The 19,966-nt window shown below is 46.3% G+C and carries 13 protein-coding genes and 1 tRNA gene; 5 read left to right on the top strand and 9 right to left on the bottom strand.

The features are described 5' to 3' along the window. Window positions 1-55: 55 nt before the first annotated feature. Together folK and murA are read right to left on the bottom strand one after the other, a co-directional pair. Complete coding sequence (gene folK, locus PSE7367_RS11275; RefSeq protein WP_015165472.1) at window positions 56-670, bottom strand: 2-amino-4-hydroxy-6-hydroxymethyldihydropteridine diphosphokinase; 615 nt, start codon at window positions 668-670, stop codon at window positions 56-58. 212 nt (window positions 671-882) lie between these two features. Beyond that, a complete protein-coding gene (gene murA / locus PSE7367_RS11270) occupies window positions 883-2,274 on the bottom strand; it encodes a UDP-N-acetylglucosamine 1-carboxyvinyltransferase (RefSeq protein ID WP_015165471.1) in 1,392 nt (463 codons plus the stop codon). Between the two features lie 544 nt (window positions 2,275-2,818). Here murA and PSE7367_RS11265 point away from each other — a divergent pair. Next, window positions 2,819-3,541 (top strand): M15 family metallopeptidase, encoded by a 723-nt coding sequence (locus PSE7367_RS11265; protein ID WP_015165470.1) that lies wholly within the window; start codon window positions 2,819-2,821, stop codon window positions 3,539-3,541. A gap of 51 nt (window positions 3,542-3,592) precedes the next feature. On the opposite strand, the gene PSE7367_RS20460 is transcribed toward PSE7367_RS11265, so the two are convergent. From PSE7367_RS20460 to PSE7367_RS11250, 3 genes are all read right to left on the bottom strand, one after another. After that, window positions 3,593-7,516 (bottom strand): hybrid sensor histidine kinase/response regulator, encoded by a 3,924-nt coding sequence (locus PSE7367_RS20460; protein ID WP_015165469.1) that lies wholly within the window; start codon window positions 7,514-7,516, stop codon window positions 3,593-3,595. A gap of 184 nt (window positions 7,517-7,700) precedes the next feature. Then, on the bottom strand, window positions 7,701-8,450 hold the full coding sequence (locus tag PSE7367_RS11255; RefSeq protein WP_015165468.1) for a HEPN domain-containing protein: 750 nt from the start codon (window positions 8,448-8,450) through the stop codon (window positions 7,701-7,703). Beyond that, window positions 8,434-9,498, bottom strand: coding sequence for a ParA family protein (locus PSE7367_RS11250; protein WP_015165467.1), 1,065 nt, complete (start codon window positions 9,496-9,498; stop codon window positions 8,434-8,436). Before PSE7367_RS11250 ends, PSE7367_RS11255 begins: the two co-directional genes overlap by 17 nt. Window positions 9,499-9,679: 181 nt before the next feature. Between PSE7367_RS11250 and PSE7367_RS11245 the strand changes: the two genes are divergently transcribed. The 3 genes from PSE7367_RS11245 to PSE7367_RS11235 all read left to right on the top strand — a co-directional run bounded on the left by PSE7367_RS11245 (window position 9,680) and on the right by PSE7367_RS11235 (window position 12,487). Further along, window positions 9,680-10,507, top strand: coding sequence for a sterol desaturase family protein (locus PSE7367_RS11245; protein WP_015165466.1), 828 nt, complete (start codon window positions 9,680-9,682; stop codon window positions 10,505-10,507). A 243-nt stretch (window positions 10,508-10,750) separates the two neighbouring features. Further along, window positions 10,751-10,823, top strand: a tRNA-Arg gene (locus tag PSE7367_RS11240). Window positions 10,824-11,230: 407 nt separating this feature from the next. Next, window positions 11,231-12,487, top strand: coding sequence for a hybrid sensor histidine kinase/response regulator (locus tag PSE7367_RS11235; RefSeq protein ID WP_015165465.1), 1,257 nt, complete (start codon window positions 11,231-11,233; stop codon window positions 12,485-12,487). Window positions 12,488-12,532: 45 nt separating this feature from the next. Here the strand turns inward: PSE7367_RS11235 and PSE7367_RS11230 are convergent, their stop codons facing one another. Continuing rightward, window positions 12,533-14,602, bottom strand: a complete 2,070-nt coding sequence (locus PSE7367_RS11230; RefSeq protein WP_015165464.1) for an ABC transporter ATP-binding protein — start codon at window positions 14,600-14,602, stop codon at window positions 12,533-12,535. Between the two features lie 42 nt (window positions 14,603-14,644). Next, the gene (locus PSE7367_RS11225; RefSeq protein WP_015165463.1) at window positions 14,645-15,391 is read right to left on the bottom strand and encodes a cytidylyltransferase domain-containing protein; all 747 of its coding nucleotides are present in this window, start codon (window positions 15,389-15,391) and stop codon (window positions 14,645-14,647) included. A 564-nt stretch (window positions 15,392-15,955) separates the two neighbouring features. Here PSE7367_RS11225 and PSE7367_RS11220 point away from each other — a divergent pair. Beyond that, on the top strand, window positions 15,956-16,615 hold the full coding sequence (locus PSE7367_RS11220) for an FxLYD domain-containing protein (protein WP_015165462.1): 660 nt from the start codon (window positions 15,956-15,958) through the stop codon (window positions 16,613-16,615). Between the two features lie 211 nt (window positions 16,616-16,826). Here the strand turns inward: PSE7367_RS11220 and petN are convergent, their stop codons facing one another. Next, on the bottom strand, window positions 16,827-16,916 hold the full coding sequence (gene petN / locus PSE7367_RS11215) for a cytochrome b6-f complex subunit PetN (RefSeq protein ID WP_015165461.1): 90 nt from the start codon (window positions 16,914-16,916) through the stop codon (window positions 16,827-16,829). A 327-nt stretch (window positions 16,917-17,243) separates the two neighbouring features. After that, entirely contained in the window at window positions 17,244-19,655 is a 2,412-nt protein-coding gene (locus PSE7367_RS22745) for an ATP-binding protein (RefSeq protein ID WP_015165460.1), read from the bottom strand. Between the last annotated feature and the right edge of the window lie 311 nt (window positions 19,656-19,966).

The following is a 19,966-nucleotide window of genomic DNA, read 5'->3' as shown; positions in this document are numbered from 1 at the left end:
ACCGATCGAAAGAAAGGGATCGAAAGAAAGGGGGAGCATATCGCTAGATCGCATCCTAAGCTGAAACATCCTGCTCCAAGGGGATTGGCTGACAAACATTTAGATCAGGCGGATCGAGGGCTAATTCAGCGATCGTCTTGCCAAATATAGGATGCCACCAATCGGGGGCAATTTCCACCAGGGGGAGCATCACAAAGGCACGATCGCCCATGCGCGGGTGCGGTAAAATTAATTCTGGTAACTCCAGCACCAGATCATCATAGAGCAATAAATCTAGATCCAGGGTGCGGGCATCCCAGCGTTTCCGGCGTTGTCGGCCAAAGTTTTTCTCAAGCTCTAGCAACAATGCCAGGATTGCCAGGGGGGACAAAGAGGTTTCGGCGATCGCACAACCATTGATAAAATCTGGCTGAGGTGATCCGTTCAAATCATCAAACCCATCGCTTGGAAAACCGCTCACCAAGCTATCCAATGGCGTTGAGGGCGATCGCAATCCTGCACCAACATTCACGGTTCGGGTAATTAATTTGGTCACCGCCTTGGTTTTATACCAGCGCGACAATTGCACAACTTCTAGCTGGGGATTGCTGTTTAATTGCGCTATGGCATCGGCAACTATCTGCAAAGAGTCGCCTAAATTACTGCCTATTGCGATCGCACATCGAGCCATGTATTGCTTACTGAGATTGAGTTAGTTATTATCTGCAAAGTGGTGGATCTAGTCTAGCTAACTTTGCCCATCTACCCATAGTTAAACTGCCCCATCAAAATCGATCGAGGCAGTCTATTGATTGGCTTAGAAGCCTATTATGATCTATTGACCCGGAATCCAACACCCAACCCAGGGGGTTAGTTTTTACTCTAGCTCTGGGCAACCAGATTTTACGTGCTTTCCGGCTCCACGATCGAACGGCTTACCTTCGCACCAATATTCAGCAACTTTTCTTCAATCCGATCGTAACCGCGATCGAGGTGGTGCAACCCTTTAATCTGGGTGACTCCCTCCGCTGCCAATCCAGCAATTACCAATGCCGCCGAAGCCCGCAGGTCAGAGGCCATCACCGGAGCACCGGACAAATTTGGTACGCCAGTAATCAGGGCATTATTACCTTTCAAGCGAATATTTGCACCCATCCGGCATAGCTCGGCCACATGTTGAAGACGGTTTTCAAATACCGTTTCGGTCACGACGCTATTGCCTTCAGCCAGGGTCAACAAAGCCGTGAACTGTGCCTGCATATCAGTAGGGAAGCCCGGATAGGGCAGGGTTTCAATGTCTGTACCCCGATGGATGCGATCGCCTTCGATCCTGATCCGGTTGGGGGATTCCTGGATTACGCCAATACCGACTTCCTGGAGCTTGGCAATTACCGCAATCAAATGGTCAGGGATCACCGGGGCAAGAGTTAGGGTCGATCGGGTGATCGCCGCCGCCATCATGAAGGTTGCAGCCTCAACTCGATCGGGAATGATTGCATAGTCGGCAAAGTGCATCCTGGGCACACCATCGATCGTAATCGTTTTGGTGCCTGCGCCGCGAATTTTGGCACCCATGGCACGGCAGAAATTAGCTAGATCGACTACTTCTGGTTCCTGGGCAGAATTTTCAATAATTGTTTCACCCTCCGCCAGGGTCGCCGCCATCATGATTGTTTCGGTCGCGCCAACGCTAGGATAATCCAAATAGATCTTAGCGCCCTTGAGTCTGCCACCGGGCTGCTTGGAATAGGCCTGTACAATGCCATGCTCGATCCGTACATCCGCACCCAGCATTTGCAAACCACGCACATGCAGATCGACTGGCCTAGCACCGATCGCACAACCGCCTGGCAATGGAATTCGGGCAATGCCCAACCGGGCTAAGAGTGGTCCAATCACAAAAAAGCTGGCTCTGAGTTTGCTCACCAACTCATAGGGAGCCGAAGACTGGCCAATGTGCCGTGAATCGACTTCGATGGCTCCATCGTTACCGTTGCGATCGACCTTAACCCCCACTGCCGCTAGAATATCGCACATCCGTTTTACATCCACCAGCGAGGGGATATTACGAATGCGGCACCCATCCGATGAAAGCAACGATCCAGCCATGATCGCCAAGGCAGAATTTTTTGCGCCACTGATGGGTACAAACCCAGCTAAAGGCGATCGCCCAGTGATATGCAACACTGACTCTTGCTGATTTTGATTATCCGTGAGTTGCTCGCGTTGCACCGCTTTAACTTCTTCTTTGACCTGTGTAGTGTTATTGATAGCCCTACCCTCCTCACATTTCATAGCAAATCTTGTTATATTTTCAGTCCACACCTTAAAACCTAAGCCCAAAAATTAGGCGAGCCGCAAAAGCCTGGAAAAACATATGCCAACTAAAATCAATCAAATTGGCGTAGTTACGCTGCGACGATTAATTCTGGCTCCATTATGCAGATACATATACAGCTTTTTAGCAATCTAGTCATCTAGCCAGCTAGATGTTAATTAGGATTTAGGCAATTAGAGCCCTAAATTAAATTTTAGAGTTTGATCACCAGCTTCGATAAGTATTTGCACTTAAAATAAGTCACACAAAATAATATGGCATTGATTCTAACTGATACTGGCGGAAATCTAGCATTTTAGTCGGGATTTTACTAGATCAGATTAAAAATTCCTGCCATAACCGCTGCTATGTCCGATCGCTGTTGCTATCAACATAATTGTACTCAATTCAACTTTTTTAATTCCCTTTGCGATCGCTCGTTGCGCCATCTATGCATCCAGCCAGATTTCATATCTAGCCACATCCAGCTACATCCACCCACATTCAGTCAGCATCTAGCCCATGAAGCCCTATCAAAACGTCCCAATTATTGAATCATCGGAGCCACTGGTTGATATTCCCACTGAATTTGCTTTTTTTCAGCCACATATGTACAGTTTGCTGGGCGCTCCCTATGCTGACAAATCGCCCTTTTCGCTGCGGAGTGGGGTATTACAGCGACTAATTAAGGCTCAGGCTTATTTACAGTTGCAATGCCCCAACTGGAAAATCAAGATTTTCGATGCTTATCGCCCGATCGCCGTGCAAAAATTTATGGTTGAGCATGAGCGATCGCAATTGGCTAAAGCAAAAAGCTGGGATCTTAATCAGCTTAGCAGCCAGCAGGAGCAGGAGTTAATCGCTGAAGTGCTGAACTTTTGGGCGATCCCAAGTGAAGACCCAGCCACACCGCCACCCCATAGCACTGGTGCGGCAATCGATATTACGCTAGTGGATCATAATCAGACCGCAGTGAACATGGGTTCACCGATCGATGAGATCTCACCGCGATCGATTCCTGACTATTTTGCTGCGATCGATACCCCAGCGGCACAACAGGCACATGCTAACCGAGAGTTACTTTTTGCATGTATGCATCAGGCTGGGTTTGAACGCCATCCCAATGAGTGGTGGCATTTTTCCTATGGCGATCAGTTGTGGGCTTGGTTGCGATCGCAAAATAATACTCTTGCTAAAAACACAGAAAACAGTGCCATAAATGCTATGTATGGTAGATATGAGTGATTTAACTGGTGAGGGGCTATGTCTGAGTTGACTAACGCACTCGATTAGCAATTATGTTTTAGCAAGCTGTTTGCCTAAAAAATCTTGCAACTGCCTGACCTCAAACCTTCGTGCCATCTGACATAGCTGGGTCGCAAATAAATCATACTGTTGATTCTGCTTAGCGATCGCCTCCGCCTGAGACATGATACTGCTAACATCACCAATCAAGGCCATCTGATAGAAAGCTTCTAGTTGGTCTGGAGCCGGGAATACTAGCGATCGCTCCTGTCCATTTTGACTATGTTGCTGGTTAATCAATTCAGAAGAATTAAGCCTAGAAATACTGTCAGGGTTGTGCTGGCCGTTCTCCCCATTCCCGCTAGCCGGAGTATCCTTAGTTTGCTGCTCGTACTGCCACTCCAGCCCCAGATGTCGCTGCAAGCAATTAATTAATTCAGTCATCACGATCGGCTTGGAAATAAAATCACTACTACCAGCCGACTGGCTCGCCTGTTGATCGTGGTCAAAAGCACTGGCAGAGGTTACCACGATCGGTACTTGTTGCCAGGATTCTAGTTGGCGGAGCCGGCGGATCGCCTCAATCCCATCCATCACCGGCATTACAATATCCATAAAAATAATATCCGGTTGGCAGGTCTGCGCCTGTTGCAAGCAACTAATACCATTGTCTGCTTCAATCACCGCAAACCCCATACTGGTCAGTAAACTGCTTAAAACCATGCGGTTTTCCAGGTGATCGTCCACCACCAAAACCTTACGCTCGCGGCCAGCATAGCCAATAATTTGCCCAGTTTCGCTCCCATCTGGCGATCGCTTGAATTGCTCAGGGTGATGCACAACCCCTAAATTAACCTCAAACCAGAAGGTGCTACCCACACCTACCTGGCTTTCAACCATTAGTTCCGCGCCCATCATCGCCACCAGCTTTTTGCTGATCGCCAGCCCCAGGCCAGTTCCTTCTGTGAATTTGCTATGTTCCGCCTGTTGGAAGGGCAAAAATATTTCCGTTAGTTGATCAGTGGCAATCCCTTTACCCGTATCTTCAATTTGAAAACGTAGCTTTACTGATTGGGGTTTCGTTGGGGCTTCAGGTGCAGGGCGATCGCTTAATTCTGGTTGCTCTGGTGGATCTAATTGCTCTACCACGCTCACCCGCATCACCACCCCACCGCGATCGGTAAACTTAACCGCATTGCTGATCAAGTTGATTAACACCTGGCGCAACTTTTGTTCATCGCCAATTAAACATAAAGGCAGATCGGCGGCTGGTTCAAAGGTAAAGGCAATATCTTTCTGAGCTGCTTTGAGGCGGAATATTTCTGCGATATTTGCCAGGAAATGGGCAAAATGAAACTCAGCATGGCGTAATTCCATCTTTTTGGCTTCAATCTTGGATAGATCCAGCACATCATTGATCAACGTCAGCAGGTGATCGCCACATTGCTGAATTGTTTCTAGTCCCTGTTGGAACTGCTGCGAATCACCCTCACGGAATCTGTTCCGCCGCAGAATCTGGGCATAGCCAAGAATGCCATTGAGGGGGGTTCTTAGTTCATGGCTCATATTGGCCAGAAATTCACTTTTGGCATGATTAGCCGACTCCGCTGCTTCTTTGGCTTGTTTTAGCTCTACTTCTGCTACTTTGCTTTTGGTAATATCTTCGACGACGGCCACAAAATATTTGGGTAGGCTATTGGCATCATAAACCAGCGAGACTGTGACATAGACCCAGACGATCGCTCGGTCTTTGCGAATATAGCGCTTTTCGATCGTATAGTTAGAGATTTCGCCCGACCAAAGCTGGTCATAAACCTGATTGTCTACATGGTGATCATCAGGATGGGTAATGTCACTATAGCTAAGTTGAATCAACTCATCGGGCGCATAGCCGACAATATCGCAATAGCGCTGGTTCATGCGTAGCCACTTGCCTTCGCGGGATACATGCACAATGCCCACGGGTGCTTGGTCAAAGGTGGCTCGAAATTGTGATTCACTCTCGCGCAGCGCTGCTTCAACTAGCTTATGGGAAATACCAAAGGCGATCTCATTGGCGATCGCGGCCATTTCTTCAATGATCGTGCCGGTTAATGGTTGTTTTGCCCAAATTGCCATCACCCCGACTAGTTTTTCCTCGGCAATTAGAGGATAGTCGGCAAACGCAATTTCACCATTTTGCTTGGCGGCAAGCATTTGTTCTGCCACCACACCATCCAGGGTGCTTACCGTTGATTGGGCTAACAACTTGGCCGGGTCTAAGCTTGATGCATTTTCTGGTTGATCCAGGTGTTGATCCAGGTGTTGATCCAGGTGTTGATCTAGATGTTGATCTAAATTGGGGGTGATTGCAATGCGCTCCAGGTAGGCATGGAGATCAATTTGCGGTCTGACTCCGGCGATTGTTTTGTAGGGCGGTTTCAGGTTCTCGATCTGCTTGCCCGCACTTGCCCGCAACAGCAAGACATCATCGGTCTCCTGCTCCAGGGCATTGATCGCTTTGATCGTCCATAAATGGACAAATTCTGCGTCCAGGTGATTGGCCAGTGCTTCGGCGCAGCGATGTAAAGTTTCCGCTAGATGGCTACCCTGGGTGAGGGCAATGCCAATATCTGCACTCAATGCCGCCAGCGACATTCTTTCAATTAATGCTGCCTGGGTTTGCAGTCGTTGATTACTTTCAAACCGCGATCGCTCATTGGCCTGTTGGAGGGCTTCGGCATTCTCACGGCTGCGGCGTAACAACTTGAGATAGCGCAACATGCCGACGGTGGTAGCAATCAATAGACCACCAAAAATCGCCGCAAAGATATTCAACCCCCACAGGCTTTTCTCTAATTCATGGCGCGGGATTACCAGGGCGATCGACCAGTTGGCATTCGCTAATGGCGCATAGGCAATATATTTGGGCTTAATTTGATTGTCTTTTTGCATCTCCACCAGTTCAATGCCATCTTGGCCATTAACCATCCGGCTGGCGATCGCCGTAAGGCCAGGATTAGAACTAGCCAGCAAGCTTTCCTTTGCTTCCATTTTGTAGCGATCGCGGTGAGCCAGAAAAATACCATTGGCATCCAGGGCAAAAGCATAGCTATCTCCACCAGTATTAATCCCAGCGATTAGATCCTGGACATAATCCAACTCAACCGCTCCAGTCAATACCCCGATTGGTTGCTTTGGGTGGAGGCGATCGCCTTCCATCCCCATCGCCATTAAGCTAGCTTTGCGGGTACTCGCTGCTTCTGGTGTCAGTTGGGCTTGATTACTGGGGGGAATAATCCAGATTGGCGCAGCAATGCTAATTTGTCGTACCCCAGTAGAGCTGGAAATTTCTAAATTGGAAACATAGGTTTTCCCACCCATGGCCTTTTGGAAAAAATGCTGATCTCGGATATGCTCGCCTGGATGTGCCCCAGCTATTGTATTAAAAAAAACACCGTTAGCCATTGCCAGGGTAATCAAATAAAAATCTGGCGTTCGCTGCTGTTCTAGTTGCAAAAATGGTTCGGCCTGTTGCCAATCTAGCGATCGAACCTGGGGGTAGTTGGCGGCTGATTCTACCTGAGCTTGCAGTCTGGCTAGCCAGTTATCGAGATCTGCGCCGGTTTGCTGCACCTTGTGCATGGCGCTTTGGCGCGCATTTTTTAAAATTACTTTACGCAGTACCAGGTAGCTACTAATTGCTGACCCAGCCACGGCAATAATTGTCACCATGGCGATCGCCTTAAACGATCGATCTTTGGCCTTTGCTTGCCATAGTTTTCTTTGCCGCCTCAAAATGCATTGCCGTCTCATCCTTTGGATCGCTGTTTGATCTTGGGCAGTGGCTTGCTTGCATTCTTGGTTAACTTTGGTTGTGATCTTATCTTCAAGTCCTTGCTGCTCCGATTGCGCCAAGGTTGCTGCAGACTGCTGCTGCGATTCGATTTGCCGCAGGTGTAATAAACGTTGCCACCAGGTGATCGGGGTCTTCATGGGCTAGTGCTTGGATTGAATTAAGATTTGAAGATGTTTGAGAATAGTTAAGTATGGCAGGATCGCGCTAGCTGAGTTAGTTATATATCTGTATACCCTATATCTTTGCTCAGCAACTCCTACTAATGGTTGTATCTTGGCACGCTGACAAGGAATGGCGGAGGAGCGATCGCTAGTACACAATTCATAAAATTTGGTGGATACTTTCAACCACCTTCTCAATAAAGTCAATCACATCATTAACCATGATTTCGTCAATATTCCAGCGACCGCCAATACCAAACGTAGGATCTATGTCCGCTTCGTGGGCGATTTTGTTTCTGCGATCGACTATGGCAATGAGTTCTTGTTTGATGTCCTTCGCATCCAAATCCATATTTACGGCTACTTCATCCCACAATTTCTTATCTGAGATCAATCTAATCGCCTCAGCAATCTTATCTGGATGTTGAAAACTTTTATATCCAAGTCGTTCTCGTATTTCGTCTTCTAACCATGAAGCCTTGTCAAGCCTATTTTTTACGCTGGTTGATATAACAGGGAGCAAGGAAGAAACTAGATGGGATTGCTGCAAAAAAGGAGCGCCTTGATTTACTTGGATCTCTTGTTCCAGCCAATTAGCAATATCTATTGCTATTAATCTTTCCTGGCGCGCCCCACCCAATGAAACTTGAAAGCGGGCAAAAGCAGACTGAATATTATTTTTTGATGGAAGGGGTTCGGGGCGGTTTCCTCGATGAATTTCTAGCATCCCAAAGACAACAACCTCATGAATGTAGTAATCCAAAGCACTTACAGTCATAACCAGAGATGCCCTCAAAAGATCCGATAGATCTATTACAGGCGTGGCTTGGGCTTTGAGAGAATTATGAAGAGATATCAGGTCACGAACACGGGCGACGCTAATTCGGAATTGGTCAAGCGCTGATTGCATATGCAGCCGAGGTTAAGCCAATAATCTTTTCTGCTAAGTCATTAAACACCTGCCGGAATTCTTCCTGTTTTTTCTGACTTGTGCTTAGAACTTTACCTCCTTGCTTAAGTTGCTTGGGTGTAAGGTCATAAATGGGAGTCTGGTGCTCTTGGGAAAGTGCAATAAGGCTATTAAAGTTAGAGATTTTCGTCAGGCAAAAAGTTTCCCCAATCTCCTGTGCACCATATACTGCTTCAGGTAGCATCATATCCATCTTTCTAAATTCAGGTACTAATTTGGATGATACATCTCCTTCAATCTTCTGAATCCATTTCTCAAAAGCAACGGTTTCTTTGCCGCGAATAATACGATAATTCTGAATGATTGTACCAAGGAACTTAAGTGTAACCTCTGGAAACGGATAGTTAGCATTCTTGTAAATTGGCAATGAACTTGCTGCTTTTGCCCATGCGTGCCACTTTGGTAACACACTGGCTAGGGAATCGATCGCCATTACAGAGAAAAAGTCAGCCGTGGTTGGTACGATAAAAAAGTCACTGGTCATTAACAAATTCTGGTTGATTGCTCCCAGGCTAGGACTCATATCAATCAGCAAGTAATCAGCATCAAACTTTCTAGCTGTTTTTTCTAACAAATCTGAAATTGAGCCAGGTACATTTTTCAGGGTTTGGACTGAGCCGCTTAACTCTTGGGCGATACCCAGAGTAACTTCATATTCTGCAAAACCAACATGACCTGGTAATAGAAATAATCCATCCTGATTATTTACTTGAATACAATCAACTGCTTCGATCGCTCTAGGTTGAGACTCAAATGCTGGTGCTAGTCCGGTCTTGATATTTGAATGTGTATTATAAATGCTTTCTATTCGCTCTTCGTCATCCTCAGTTGCTTCTCCTAAAGCCATTCCAGTCAAATTACACTGAGGATCAGTATCTACCAGAATTACTCTTTTTCCTTTTGAAGCGAGCATCCAACCCAGATTGAACGTTGTAGTAGTTTTGCTAACACCACCCTTGTGGTTGAAGAGGGCTATTTTCTGAGCCATTACACTTAAAGCCTTATGATTTTCATGCTTACTTCCCTAGTTTAAGGCATTATTTCTAAGTCGTAGGAGTTCTTTGCTACTACAGAATAACTAGCTTTTAGGATAATCTCAGTGTGAATTAACCTACTTGTTTGTAGGATTCATTAAAGTAGAAGTGTTAGTCCTATCAATTAATTCTCCTATGAATCCCAAGTCAATCGTCCTGATCGCCAGCATCTTAGGATTTGGCCTACTAGAAAACCTGTTGCCATTTTTTAATTATCGCCGATCGCTAATTGCTCGCATCTTGCCCAACGTGGTTCTGGCGATCGTCAACACCTTGGCCGCCAGCGTTAGCATCACCTTCCTGTTGCAATGGGTATGGCAGCAAACCACGATCACGGGGCTACTATCGGGCATAAATGAGCAATCCCCAGCGATCGCGGCATTAGTTACCTTCGTGGTGCTGGATTTTTATATTTACTGGTGGCATCGCCTCATGCACACCTCGGATTTGGGCTGGCGGTTCCACCGGGTGCATCACACCGAGCTAGAAATGAATGTTTCCAGTGCCTATCGGTTTCATTTCCTAGAAGTGCTGGTTTCTAATTTGCCCAAATTGCCGCTAATTTTATTGCTAGGTATTGCACCCAGATATTTTATTGCCTATGACGTTGTGTTTACAGCGATCGTTTGTTTCCATCACAGCAATTGGTCATTACCAAAACGAATCGATCATCTACTCAGCTACATTACAGTTACGCCCAACTTCCACCGCGTTCACCATTCACAAATCATGGCGGAAACCAATTCTAATTATGGCAGCGTGTTTAGCTGGTGGGATCGCTTGTTTGGTACTTTCAGGCAGCGCCAAGACCCTCAGGGAATTAAGCTTGGTTTGGTAGAATTCCCGCAATCACTTAACCCGATCGAATTGTGGGCGCTACCATTTCGACCGCTTCGATCGCTTCAATCGCTTCAGTCGCTTCAGTCGCTTAAATCACCAGAGTCCTCTGAAACCAGAGCGTAGCAATTGTCTCTCTCAATCAAGTTTACTTAGATGCTAAGCCTAATTGGTTAGCGAACAGCATCGGTTTTACTAGCGATCAATCGATTAATCAACTAGCGTCAGGTCTTTTCAAGCCCAGAGCAACAATCAACAGACGGATACGATCGCAGTTTGAATAATGCTGTAAGGTTTTTTAAGCAAATAGCGCCCAAAAATCCAAGATAGGTTATTATTTATTAGTCCTAGCTAATTGTGGCTAGTTCAGGGCATATAGCTCAGTGGATAGAGCACCAGATTCCGGTTCTGGGTGTCGGGGGTTCAAATCCCTCTATGCTCGTTTTTCAGGCTTTCAGTTGTTTGGCTAAAGCGATCGAATTGGTACTGTTTGGTACTGCGCCGATCGCAAGGAGGCAGCTTTTTACTCAATGTTGCCCACTCTGTATTAGAGATCGGTATTAGAGATTAATTAAGGCGATCGCAGCAAAACTAACCAAGATGCTAATTCTGGATGGATTTGGAATAGATATGGATTAACGGATAAGGATATTTAATATTGGCGCAGGACTAATGCTGAAGCCTTAATAGTTGGGTAAATTCACCCAGAATGGGCGGCAATCCACATTTCCCCTTGCTAATGAATAAATTAAGATAGGCAATTATAATTAGACATTGCCCAACCCTGGATATGGATTAGCAATTAGAAGTAATCTTGAATTATTTTGGATCAGTTTAGGCAGGGAAGAGATGGCAGCACAGCCGGAACCATATGCTGAAAATGACATAGCTGCCGCTGCAACCACTGCAAAGCAACCAGTGGTATTGGTGGTAGATGATAACCCAACTAACTTGAGTGTACTATTTGATCTGCTCAATGATGCTGGGTTCAAGATGTTGGTGGCGACCGATGGCGAAGGAGCGATCGCTCAGCTAGAATACGTTACGCCGGATTTGATTTTACTGGATGTGATGATGCCGGGGATCGATGGGTTTGAAACCTGTCAGCGGCTTAAGGCTAATTCCGTGACCGCCGAAATTCCGGTGATTTTTATGACTGCGCTCTCGGATACGGTCGATAAGGTACATGGGTTTGATGTTGGTGCGGTCGATTACATTACCAAGCCGATCGAACATGAGGAGGTCTTAGCCAGGCTCCACACCCACTTAACCATCAAAGCCTTGCAACATCGGCTTCAAGACCAAAACGCCGCATTGCAACAAGAAATTAGCGATCGCCAACAGGCCGAAGAATCATTGCGCATCTTTTTACATGCGGTTTCCCACGATCTGCGTAATCCAGTGACGGGGATGCTGATGCTGTTGCAAAATTTGCTCGATAAAAATCCTGACCAGGATAAGACGATTGCCATACCGCGTCGGGTACTGGAAAGAATGTGCAGCAGTAGCGATCGCCAGCTCAACTTGATCAACTCCCTCCTAGAATCCTATGCCAATGATATAAAAGGGCTCAAGCTCTATTGTGAATCAGTGCATCTGGCCAATTTGGTAGAAGGGATTATCAATGACCTAGAGTCGATCGCTGTAGCTGAGAAAGCTAGTTTAGCGAATCAAATTGATGTCAATTTACAACCGGTATATGGGGATGTGACCCAGTTGGGGCGGGTATTTCAAAATTTAATCAGCAATGCCCTCAAGCACAATCCACCGGGTCTAAAACTAGTGATTAAGGCTCAGGTGTTTGAGCCAGGCAGCGATTGGCCACAGGAGCATTCCTTAACCCTACCGCAACCTTCAGCCATGAACCTAGCTAATACACCGCTTGTGGTTTGTAGCATTGAAGATGATGGCGTGGGCATGTCTTCCCATCAATGTGAATCACTATTTGATCTATATGCCCGTGGTGATGGAAAGCGAGCCTTTGGGTTGGGACTAGGTTTATATATCTGCCGACAAATTATTCTGGCTCATGGCGGCGAAATTGGCGTGGTTAGTCAGCCTGATGTGGGTTCTAGGTTCTGGTTTACGCTGCCGATCGCCTCCTAGTCATGGGCATTTGAGTCAAACAATTAGGCAATATCCTACTATTGATTATTTATTTGCCAGTGCCATTGCCCTAAACTCGGCGCAGCTTTCCACAAGTCGATCGTAATTGCCCGATGCCAATACCTGGCCAGCTTGCAGAAAGTAGAGCCGATCGTAGTTTTTGACGGTGCTGAGTCGATGGGCGATCGTAATAATTGTTTTTTGCTGGCTCAGGCTTTCCAAAGCTTTTACAAAATCAGTCTCAGTCACATTATCAAGGGCGGCGGTGGCTTCATCCATAACTAAAATTTCGGGGTTATGGTATAGCGCCCTAGCGATCCCCACCCGTTGCCTTTGCCCACCGGATAACCGAATACCGCGCTCACCCACAATTGTTTCTAAGCGATCGGGTAGTTGGTTAACTAGTTGTTCCAGTTGAGCGGCAGCAACAGCCTGCCCAACCCGTTCTCGATCGATTTGAGTAGCTTCTAGTCCGAAGGCAATATTACGACTGAGAGTGTCATCAGACAAATAGATCTGCTGCGGAATATAGCCGATTATTCTCTGCCAATCGCCCAGGTGCAAATGAATATCATGGCCGTCTACGAGAATTTGACCCTGATCTGGAGTTAGAATCCCCAGCAGCAAATCCGCCAGGGTGGTTTTACCAGCCCCAGAAGATCCCACCAGGGCGATCGCAGCTCCTTTGGGAATGACCAAGGATACATTTTGAATCGAATTTTGCTCAGCGCCAGGATATTTGTAGGTGAGATTTGCGATCGTAATTTCATGATTAAAGCTCAATTGTGGCGATCGCTGCGCTACCTGATCTTTTTGAAAGTGATTAGCTTGGTTTTGAGCATTAGTTGAATTTGGATCTAGATATTCACTCTTTTGAGCGTTCTCGCCACCTTTAATATCAAGCGCTGGCTTAATTTTACTTATCCGATCGGTATGATTCGCTTGATTATGCGTTTCTAGCTTCTCCGAATATTTATAGCTTGATTGATGGCTAGATTTTAAAGGCGAAACCACGATCGATTTTTGCTTAGCACTAGTCGCATTAGTCAGGGCGATCGGATCAGTTGAGTTAGATTGATTGGCCATAGATGGCTCTTGACTCAAGCTGATTAAATCCTGATAAACCGCATCGAGCGAAGACTTGTAGAAGCGGATAGAATTGCTATAGCTGACGATTCGCTTGACTGAGGGCATTAAGCGCAAGGCCGCGATTGCAAATAATGATAAAGTTGGCAGTACCGACTGGCTGGATTTACCTTGCAGCAAAATAACAGCTACGATCGCCAATACGGCTACAATCACCAGGGTTTCGATAAATAAGTTCGGTAACTGATTAGCCAGACCCAGGGATAGTTTTGCCCTGCCTGCGATCGCACAGTTTTGGTCAAAGGCATGTGCAAAGAAATCCTCACGCCCTAACACCTTGGTTTCCTTGATCCCGCCCAAACCTTGATTGATTGATTGCAGCATTTTGCCCTGATATTGCTGGCGCAGTTGCCCTTGCTGGATGATGTTCTTGCGAATCGCTTGGTTAAAGATGATTAAGGCTGTGCCTAGAATTAAAGCAGCGATCGCGGCAGTGATTGGCTCCACCAAAATCAATAGCAAAGCGATGCAAGTTAACACCATTAGTTCTGTCGCCATACTCATCACCGGTAATAACACCCCCACAAACACCTGCTCCACCTCAAAACTAATATTACGAATTAGTTGGGCAGTGTTTCTTTGTAAATGGAAGGTGTAGGGCTTATACAAATAGGCCGCAAATAGCCGGGTCGCGGTGGCAACTAATTTGTTATATAAGAAGCGATATAAAACATAGTTAAGGAAAGCCAGATAGATACCCTTGGCAATATACAAACCAATTAGGGCAAAACAGCTCCAAAGCAAAAAATTGTTAGCAGAACTGAATCCCCCCAGTTGGTAGACCCAATTGATCGTGGTATTGGTCTGGAGTAGATTTGGGTTACTCAACAGGGCGACAAACGCAGGAATAGTTCCCACCGTAAAGGTTTCCAGTGCTGCCGCGATCGCCATTAAGCCCAGAATTACACCGATTTGGAGCTTTTCACGGCGGTTGAATAAACTCCCCAGCTTATTAATCAAACTTTGCACGATCGCCTTAATCTCTTAATCTCTTAATTTATTTGTTGTTATTTATGTTGCTAGCTTCTTTTGTTCCACATGGGCATTGATTTGGACTAGTTCTGGCTGCTGCTGGAGCAATTCGATCACAGCCTGAGTGGTAAAGATCTCGCCCGGTTGATAGAGCCGATTGTAAATTGCGGTAATGAGTTGCCAATCCTCGATCGTATCCAGGGTCCAGCGATGAGCTGACCAATCTCGATCGCCCACATAATCATGCAGTGCAAATTTTTCCGGGTGCTGGTGAATATAGGGGGTAACATGCTCCTGTTCATAGGATTGGCTGGCGTTTGCATAGGTTTCGGCCAGGACTGCGATCGGGAATATTTCGGTGTCTAGCCCGCGTGGGAAACTACGCTTGAGCACATTACTAAGGTAATCAACCTGCTCACCAGTGGCAATCTTATGCTGATATTCGCTGAGCATATCGGTTAGCACCTGCGGATCATAGAGGGGGCAATCGGCAGTAATCCTGACAACTAACTCGGCTTGGTTAGCTTTGGCGGCTAGATAATAGCGCGCCAATACATTTGCTTCACTGCCCCGAAAACAATTCACACCCAGCTTTTTGGCTTCACTGACGATCGGCTCGTCTTGCTCTTTGGTCGTCGTTGCGATCACCACCTGATCTAGCAACGGACAAGCCTGTAATCGCCGCACCACCTGCGCCAGCACCGAAGCATCGCCAAGCTGCATCATTACTTTACCTGGTAGTCGGGTTGATCCCATTCTGGCTTGAATTATGGCGGCAATTTTCATAGGTCATAAAAAACAACACGATCGCGCCCTTTTTCTTTGGCTGCATACAAAGCTTTATCGGCGCTTTATCGGCACTTTATCGGCACTTTATTGGCACTTTATTGGCAGCATTAATTAAATTTTTCGGAGTGGCAATTTGTCAAAGTATTTATGTATTTATAATCGGCAACTATGTTTTGAAAAGCCTGCACAGAAAGCGATCGATTAAACTATTAAATAGCTGCTAATCAATTCAACTCAACTCTGACCGAGTAGTACCCGACCAATTTAAATATGAGGGCTCGCAATCCAGACAGAGTAACTGCTCGATTAAATCAGCAATCATCATAATTTTTGTGGTTGACTAATAGTAGCGGTAGCGGATGGATAAAAGCTGGTAACCCCTAAGCTGAGGGTAACATATGTGCCGATCGAGCCTAAAAGGTGCTGGATTGTGTTAATGATCCATTGGCATCACTGCGCTTAATTACAATAGGTATAGGAATAGGTTTAGGGCCTGGTTGACATTAGCCAGTATATTTAGTTTTATCTAACCTCAGCCAAAATTAACCTGGAGGTGCTGCCATGCGTTACAAAATTACCTTACTAGCTTCGATCGGTATTGCTCTGGCTGCGATGGTGGGAATGCCCAAACCCGCTGCCGCCAATCTCCTATCGGTTGCTCTTTGCTCCCAGGAATGGGAAACCGCGATCGGCATTGCTCAAACCTATGCCAAAGATACCAATGATCCACAAATCCAGGCGCTCTGGTTAGAATATGCCGATCGATTGTCACAGGTAGCAGCAGGCACATTGAGTTTCGATCCCGCCGAACTAGATCAGCTAGGCTGTAATAATTCAACCCAGGCCGCTCCCAGCCCAGCCGCCCCAGTAACTAATCAGCCCAGCCAACCAGAACAAGCGCCACCTGCCCCCGTTGCTAACAATGATGACGATGATGATGACGAAGAAGAGGTGGAACCACCGAAAGTTGCCTTGGTTTCCTCTAATTATCTCAATGGCACGTTTGTAGGCAGGGTAATTAATAATGGTAGTACCCCAGTCCGGTTTGTAAGAGTTAATTACCAGATTGTGGATCAAAATGGCAGTGTAATTAGAGAAAGCTTTGCTGTGGCTAGTCCAACCGTGCTTTCGCCGGGGCAAGCGGGACAGTTTCTTAGTTTTGTAAATCAACCCGGCCAGAATATTGAAATCAGGCCGGGGCAAGTAGAGTGGACTGAATAATACTGTGAATAGTAATGAATGATTAAGCTAGCTCTGGGCTCATCCAATCCAGTCCATGGCTAAAATATGTGATTGTTTTTGGTGCTTTATTATCTGATCGGGCGGCTGTTTGCTTGTATAGGCTTTGCATGCGATGCATCAACCATATTTGCCCACCACTAGCAGATTTAGATTTAGCAGATTGATTTATAGCGGTCAGAAAAGCGATCTTTTATAAACCGTTGCGACCCCAGACCACAAAAGCAATCGATAAGGTGAAAATACCAATCAGGGCAACCCAGCCAAATGTCAAAATGTCCATAGTTGTTTATCGCTTATCTTTTTAGTTGTATTAGTTGTAAGTTGGTTTAATTAATTCAAAAAATAGTTTGCGTATAATTGCAAGTTGGCACCAATAATTGCTGGCAATCATAAATTGTTGATCGTGCTCGCTCTTAATAATACGCTAACTTGGTGCTAACTTAGCGATCGCTTAAACTCGAATCAAGCCATACTCACTATCAATTTGGCTGTCAATTTGACTGGCAATTTGGCTGGCAATTTGCGCGAAAACACCTGTGAGCGATCGCCTGAACACACGATCGCCCTAATCACAAATAAATAGAGTTAACCCAAAAGTTAAGCTGGTCTATCCAGTTGAATTGGCATTGATTAAATCTGAATCTGCCTGTTGATCTTGTTGATTTGCCTGTTGATCGGTCGGCTGATCGGTTGGCTGCGTTGGCAAATTATCAACGACTGCATTGGCGATCGCCTCGTCCTGTGGCTCTAAATTAGCTGGATTCTCCTGTCCTAGATGTTCTGAATGCTCTGTAGATTCTGAATCTAGGTGATCCTGATGTTGTTCAGGGTTGAGATCGCATTTCTCTTGCAAGACTCCCAGATCAAACCAGAAACAAGTGCCCTTGCCCACTTCACTGCGAATATGAATCTGGCTGTGGTGCTTATCGATAATATTTTTGACGATCGACAGCCCCAGCCCAGTGCCTTCGAGGGTGTGCACCAAATTCTCAACCCGATAGAAACGATTGAAAATCCTGGTTTGATCGTCTGGTGCAATGCCAATGCCGGTGTCTTCAATTTCAATCCGCACCCGACTTACCGATCGATTGGGGGCAGTGGCGTTTTGATCTTGCCAAGCATAGGCACGCAAGATTACCTTGCCACCAGCATCAGTGAATTTAAGCCCATTGCCAACTAAATTAGCCAGCACTTGCAAAAGCAGGTCATAGTTACCCCAAACCTTGGGTAAATCATCAGCTACCTCCTTAATCAGCTCAATTCCCTTATCCTTGGCATTGAGTTGATAGGTGCGCATTGTCTGTTCGATCGGCTGGGTGATATCAGTGGCATCAAAGTGATATTGCCTGGCTGATTCTAGGCGCGAAAGATCTAAAACATCATTAACCAAACGGGTGAGGCGATCGGTTTCCCGATTGGCCGTATCGAGGAAATCTCTTTGCTGTTCTTCGCTCAGTTCATCCCCATATTCATAGAGGGTTTCAATAAATGATTTGATGTTAAACAGGGGCGTGCGTAGCTCATGACTAACATTACTAATAAATCTGGCCTGGGCGGCGTTTAGCTCCACTTCGCGGGTAATATCCTGCACGGTCATAGCGATCCCCTTGAGGCTATTGTCACTACCAACCACCGTAGTAATCCAGATCCGCAGCGTATGGGTAAGCGAGCCCGAATCAGCCGCATCGGCAGCGGTGGTAATTCGATATTCTCCTGTCTCTTGTTCACCGGAAGCAATCAAGAGCAGTGGCCGCGAAATTTCGGTGGCGATCGCTTCGGGCAATGCTTGCAAAATATTCATTCCCACTACGCCTTTGTCGTTTGAGCCTTTGTGATTGGCTAGGGCGATCGCTGGCTCAATCTGATCAATTTGATCAATTTGATCAACCAAAGCGACCAGGGCAGATTGCTGGGCTTCTTGATCGGGCGTTACAGTCTCACTCTTAGTCTCAGTAATATTATTTACTAGCGTGTGGTTGATGGTGTTGGGGATCGATTGCTCTGGCTTAATAGCTTTGGCTTTGCTATTATCATCACCTAAACTGGCCACAGTAAGTAAATTTGGGGTCTCATAGACCTCATTAGCTTGCTCCCAGCAGAACAACTTGGCTGCTGCGGGATTTACTAACACCACCTTCATCTCAGAGTCTAATAAAATTGCCCCATCGGCGATCGTGGATACTAGGGTTTCCAGCTTGGCTTTTTCCGCGGTAAGCTCTTCAATATTCTGCTCTTCGTAGCTTTTCAGTCGCATCGCCATTTCATTGAAGCTGCGAATCAATTCGCCCAACTCACCCCCAAAGGGCAGATCGATCCGCTGTTGAAAATTCCCACTGGCAATACTTTTTACCCCCGTTGCCAACTCCTTAATTGGTTTGGTGATAATCAAGGTGTTGGTGGCTGCGCCCAAAATGACCATTGACCAGATTGAAACAAACACCGCCGTAGTAACATTCAGGGTCAGGCTCGAAGAAGCTACCGCCGCTGGATTAGGGTTAATGCCAACGGCCAGGATGCCTAATTTTTGACCTTCAAAGCTGATATTTACAAATACATCGGTAACAATGCCTTCGGGCGTGTGGTGCTGCCGTACTAGGGGGCGATCGGATCTAGGATCTTCGGGCACTTGAATCCGCCGCCGCAATGACAGGGAGCTTTGCACCTCATTGGCCGAAAAGGGAATACCGAAATAGATCTCACCACCAGGATCGGCATAGATAATGTAGCGAATACTAGAACTGCTGTCGTAGAAATTTTTAGACAGGCGGGCGATCTCGGTGCGATCGTCTCTCGCCACCAATGGGGCGACGTTATCAGCCAGCAAAAGCCCCAGATCGCGGCCAAATCTAGTATCACTGAGGCGGGCATCGGTTTGAATGTCATTTACAGCCCAGAAGGTGACTCCACTCATCAAAAGCGACACCATTAGTGTAATCAACGCCATTAATTTGGTTTGGAGGGTAAAGCCAGCCCACCATGAGCGCATTAGTTGATAGAGACGTGATAGTAATTTTGCCAAGGTTTGCTGCCGCTCCTAAGTTTGCCGATTGCCTGACTTTTCGTCAGATGCCATTTTGGCCTACATCTTGCATTTTAGCGTTGGTTTTGGATCGAACTGGCTCCCCGTAAGAATTATTTGCAGCACCGAATCCTATTGCATTTGTTTTGGGCTATAACCTATTTAGCTGGTGGGCTTGATTTTATTGCCTAATCCAGGGTTTGTAGCTCTGCTGGATCAGGCTAAGGGATATGGGGGCGATCGCCAAATTACAACCCTAAGATTTGTTAACTATCGGCTCTGATCGCTCATCTATGCTATAGACAAGGGAA

Source organism: Pseudanabaena sp. PCC 7367 (genome assembly GCF_000317065.1).
GTDB classification, from domain to species: Bacteria; Cyanobacteriota; Cyanobacteriia; order Pseudanabaenales; family Pseudanabaenaceae; genus Thalassoporum; species Thalassoporum mexicanum.
The sequence above is the reverse complement of the archived record's forward strand: the minus strand, read 5'-3'. Positions and strand labels throughout refer to the sequence as shown.

What these genes read in the sequence shown, in the direction of transcription:
- folK (WP_015165472.1), bottom strand. Translation starts at nt 670, where the DNA reads ATGGCTCGATGTGCGATCGCAATAGGCAGTAATTTAGGCGACTCTTTG.
- petN (WP_015165461.1), bottom strand. Translation starts at nt 16,916, where the DNA reads ATGGACATTTTGACATTTGGCTGGGTTGCCCTGATTGGTATTTTCACC.
- PSE7367_RS11265 (WP_015165470.1), top strand. Translation starts at nt 2,819, where the DNA reads ATGAAGCCCTATCAAAACGTCCCAATTATTGAATCATCGGAGCCACTG.
- PSE7367_RS11250 (WP_015165467.1), bottom strand. Translation starts at nt 9,498, where the DNA reads ATGGCTCAGAAAATAGCCCTCTTCAACCACAAGGGTGGTGTTAGCAAA.
- murA (WP_015165471.1), bottom strand. Translation starts at nt 2,274, where the DNA reads ATGAAATGTGAGGAGGGTAGGGCTATCAATAACACTACACAGGTCAAA.
- PSE7367_RS20460 (WP_015165469.1), bottom strand. Translation starts at nt 7,516, where the DNA reads ATGAAGACCCCGATCACCTGGTGGCAACGTTTATTACACCTGCGGCAA.
- PSE7367_RS11235 (WP_015165465.1), top strand. Translation starts at nt 11,231, where the DNA reads ATGGCAGCACAGCCGGAACCATATGCTGAAAATGACATAGCTGCCGCT.
- PSE7367_RS11255 (WP_015165468.1), bottom strand. Translation starts at nt 8,450, where the DNA reads ATGCAATCAGCGCTTGACCAATTCCGAATTAGCGTCGCCCGTGTTCGT.
- PSE7367_RS11225 (WP_015165463.1), bottom strand. Translation starts at nt 15,391, where the DNA reads ATGAAAATTGCCGCCATAATTCAAGCCAGAATGGGATCAACCCGACTA.
- PSE7367_RS11245 (WP_015165466.1), top strand. Translation starts at nt 9,680, where the DNA reads ATGAATCCCAAGTCAATCGTCCTGATCGCCAGCATCTTAGGATTTGGC.
- PSE7367_RS11220 (WP_015165462.1), top strand. Translation starts at nt 15,956, where the DNA reads ATGCGTTACAAAATTACCTTACTAGCTTCGATCGGTATTGCTCTGGCT.